A 3,430-nucleotide genomic window follows, 5' to 3' on the forward strand; every position below is an offset into this window, starting at 1 on the left:
TATCGAAAAATATTGGGCCAATATGAAAACGAAAATCCGAGAACTTTTACCTACTGTAGCTAATTTATCCGAAGCCTTAGATCAAGCTGTTTTATCAATGTCGATTTAAATAACTATATGGGTAACATACGCCACTGGCAACCACTTTTTAAAATGTACAAAATTCCACAAAAAATATCATATAGATCAACTATTCGTGGATGTGTTTTTTTGCGTGTAGACTCAAGTATTAGATGGATTTTGCTAAATTGGTTACGAGAAATATCGCTTGGACAAGAGCGGGTCATAACTACCTCCAAAGGTTTTATGAAAACTATCATTATGCCTTATTGAAAAGATTTTAAACAGGATCTTAGATACTACTTCCAAGGATATGGAAAGGGTGGAAACTTATACTAAATAACAGACCTAGAAAGGCTCTCAACTTCGAAACTCCACTAGAAGTGTTTAGGAGATTATCTACAAACATGCTATGCTCGGGTGCACAATAGATGTTTTTTCAAGTATTTGTATGTTCTTTTTTGTGCACTTCGCGGTTGAAAGGGCCAGGTATTTAAGAAGTAGAGATTTCTGCAGCATTAAGAGAGATCATAGAACCAGAAGGGAGTTGCAAGTTCAGCGTGCCATCAGGGTTTATGGAATGACAGATTCCTTGTATTTTTTGATTCCTTAATTGGCAGACAATCTCTTTACCTTGAAAAGCGAGCAGTTTTTGGTAAATGGGTTGAAAATGAGTAAATCCAGAAGAAGAAAGTAGTCTGAGATAGTTATAAAATGTATATAAAATAGGATTTAAAATACTACTTAGTCCCCATGTTTTTTTACTAAAGAGCATTAAAGAGGTAGCTTTTTGATCTACATTTTTCAAATGCTCTTTGTTCATGTTTACATTAAGGCCCATTCCAAGTACAATTTCCAGCTTTTCAGAACGAAGGATCTCTACTAAAATGCCTGCTATTTTTTTTCCCCCGAGCAAGAGGTCATTTGGCCATTTAAGTTGTAGAGGGAATTCTTTGCTTTCTAAAACATGGTTGCAAGCTAATGCTAAAATTTGCCCTAGATTTATAAGATAAGAGTAATCTAAAGGAAGTGTAAAAAATAAGGTTGCATAGATATTTCCAGGAGGAGAAATCCAGTCGCGTTTAAATCTGCCGTACCCTTTCGTCTGTTGATTAGCGGTAATGACAGTTATGTGATTCTGATTTAAAAGAGCCGTATTTTTTTTAGTCCAGCTGCTTGTAGAATCAATTGTTGCAAAATGGATATAGTCAAATTTTGGCTTAACAGATAGATCCATGGGAGTTATCCTAGACAAAAATTAGATCAAGTACGTAATTTGTGTCCAATAGGTATATTTAAAGAAGCTAATTATGTGGGATCATCGGTATTTAAGTCGCCTTGATTTTAGAATGATTCCCATTATATTGGTTTTAATGGTAATTAGCGTTCTGGTTATTGCTTCTATGACCGGTGCTAATTTTGATGAAGAAGAGACTACTGTATTTACCATACGGGTCATGAAGCAAATACGATTTTTTATTATCGGCTGGATTGTCTATTTTATAATTGCTGCATTAGACTATCGTAAATTTAAGGAATGGGTATGGCTTTTTTATTTAGCAATACTCATCCTACTGATAGGACTTTTTTTTATTCCTAAGATACATAATGTGCAAAGATGGTATAGAATTCCCGGTATTCCTTTTGATGTACAGCCATCTGAAGGAGCAAAATTGGTGGTGATAATGGCTTTGAGTTTATATTTGGAGAATCATAAGAGGCATATCCAATATATATGTATTCCTTACCAAGCTTTATTAATTGTCCTTGTTCCTTTTTTTTTGATTTTAAAACAACCCGATTTAGGCACAGCTCTTGTTTTATATCCTATTGCAATTATTTTATTTTATTTAGGAGGAGTGCGAAAAAAAGTGATTAAAGTTATGTCTTATTTGGCATTATTTGCTTTGGGTTGTGTGAGTTTGGTTTTTTTTAATATTTTATCCCATGAGCAGATCCGTCCTTATGCAACTAAGGTTTTAAAGGAATATCAATATGAAAGACTTAATCCAAATACCTATCATCAGAGAGCTTCTCAAACAGCAACTGCATTAGGATCTTGGACTGGTAGTGGTTGGCGTAATAGCGATTTTTCTGGCAAACAGTGGCTACCCGCTGCTCATACAGATTCTGTATTTGCTGCTTTTTCTGAAGAATTTGGTGTAATAGGAGTATTTTTCTTGCTGCTCTTTTTTTCTGGATTGATCTATTTTGGATTTCAGGTAACTGCAATAGCAAATGATGATTTTGGACGCTTGCTATCTGCAGGAATTACAGCTTATTTAGCTATACATATGATTATTAATATGGGGATGATGTGTGGCTTTTTACCTATTACCGGAGTGCCTTTGCTATTGATTACTTACGGTGGATCATCGGTAATTTCGACAATGGCAGCTTTAGGAATCTTACAAAGTATTTATAGCAGAAGGTTTATGTTTTAATGAATCAACATTCATTTCTTTTTAATGCAGGTATTTGGTTAGGGCAAGGAACGATTCAACTAAATATGGTGGCAGAAGAACTTGCTTTTTTTACCCGTTGGAATATAGAAAATAAAGATAACTCAAATAAGATTGCTTGCGAACAAGAAATACAAATCAAGGGTTTTACCGATATGATGCGTAATCAATTTTGTATTTCTAATATGGAACACGGAGAATTTATCATCGGTTTAGAAAATCAAGCAGTAGGTAAAATTCAAGGTAAGGGTTTAATCAATGATAAAATCATTGCTTGGGAATTTCGAGTCAATGAAATCGGCTTTGAGGGCTTTGAGGTTTATGAAAAACAAGAAAACCGGAGTTATTTACTGCGAGCAGAATATGCAACAGCAGATCAATTTCGTACTATTATTCAAGGATGTGTATGGCAAAAAGTCAATTAGTAGCTATTACTTATATAGCATTATTAACAGGATGCTGTTCTTCTTATTTTGCAATGACGGATAGAAGTTTTTGTAAAATTGAAGTGGGTATTTCTATTCATGAAATACAGTGTCAGGTAGGAAATCCTTACGCGGTTTGCCTACGCGAAGATGGAGCAGAGGAATATCAATATATAGAGAGGATTGACTTAGGCAATGGCCTTGTTATGGAAAAGCATTATTTTTTACTTGTAAAAGATGACAGGGTAATTAGCAAGCGTCTGGTACGTAGAGTCCCTCCTTCTTAGAGCCTGTTTAAACTCTTTTCAAAAGTAGAGCAATAAAAGCAAGAACCACCATATTCAGGCTTGTATGTAGTTTTCTTTCGCAATTTTTCCATAGCCGGCGACATTTTTCTATCCACGCAAAAGAACGCTCTACAACCCATCTTTTGGGAATAACTGTAAAAGTATGAAGTGTATTTCTTTTGGCTATTTCTACTAT

Annotated in this window: 5 protein-coding genes and 1 pseudogene; 3 read left to right on the forward strand and 3 right to left on the reverse strand. The window is 34.7% G+C overall.

What is annotated here, in order from left to right:
• Window positions 1–119: 119 nt before the first annotated feature.
• A pseudogene (locus tag RHOW815_RS07410) lies at window positions 120–287 on the reverse strand (transposase); the annotation flags it as partial.
• A gap of 266 nt (window positions 288–553) precedes the next feature.
• On the reverse strand, window positions 554–1,297 hold the full coding sequence (locus RHOW815_RS07415; protein ID WP_215217681.1) for a biotin--[acetyl-CoA-carboxylase] ligase: 744 nt from the start codon (window positions 1,295–1,297) through the stop codon (window positions 554–556).
• A 73-nt stretch (window positions 1,298–1,370) separates the two neighbouring features.
• Here RHOW815_RS07415 and RHOW815_RS07420 point away from each other — a divergent pair, with 73 nt between their 5' ends.
• From RHOW815_RS07420 to RHOW815_RS07430, 3 genes are read left to right on the forward strand one after another with little or no spacing between them, the layout of a single operon-like run.
• Window positions 1,371–2,504: an FtsW/RodA/SpoVE family cell cycle protein gene (locus tag RHOW815_RS07420; protein WP_215217682.1), complete on the forward strand. Its 1,134-nt coding sequence runs from the start codon at window positions 1,371–1,373 to the stop codon at window positions 2,502–2,504.
• Complete coding sequence (locus tag RHOW815_RS07425) at window positions 2,504–2,947, forward strand: hypothetical protein (RefSeq protein WP_215217683.1); 444 nt, start codon at window positions 2,504–2,506, stop codon at window positions 2,945–2,947. The genes RHOW815_RS07420 and RHOW815_RS07425 overlap by 1 nt, the downstream gene beginning before the upstream one ends.
• Window positions 2,929–3,234: a hypothetical protein gene (locus RHOW815_RS07430; RefSeq protein WP_215217684.1), complete on the forward strand. Its 306-nt coding sequence runs from the start codon at window positions 2,929–2,931 to the stop codon at window positions 3,232–3,234. Before RHOW815_RS07425 ends, RHOW815_RS07430 begins: the two co-directional genes overlap by 19 nt.
• A gap of 7 nt (window positions 3,235–3,241) precedes the next feature.
• Here the strand turns inward: RHOW815_RS07430 and RHOW815_RS07435 are convergent.
• On the reverse strand, window positions 3,242–3,430 hold a 189-nt coding region (locus RHOW815_RS07435; protein WP_215217685.1), incomplete at its 5' end, for a transposase.

This window comes from Candidatus Rhabdochlamydia sp. W815 (assembly GCF_018642185.1).
In the GTDB taxonomy this organism is placed as follows: domain Bacteria; phylum Chlamydiota; class Chlamydiia; order Chlamydiales; family Rhabdochlamydiaceae; genus Rhabdochlamydia; species Rhabdochlamydia oedothoracis.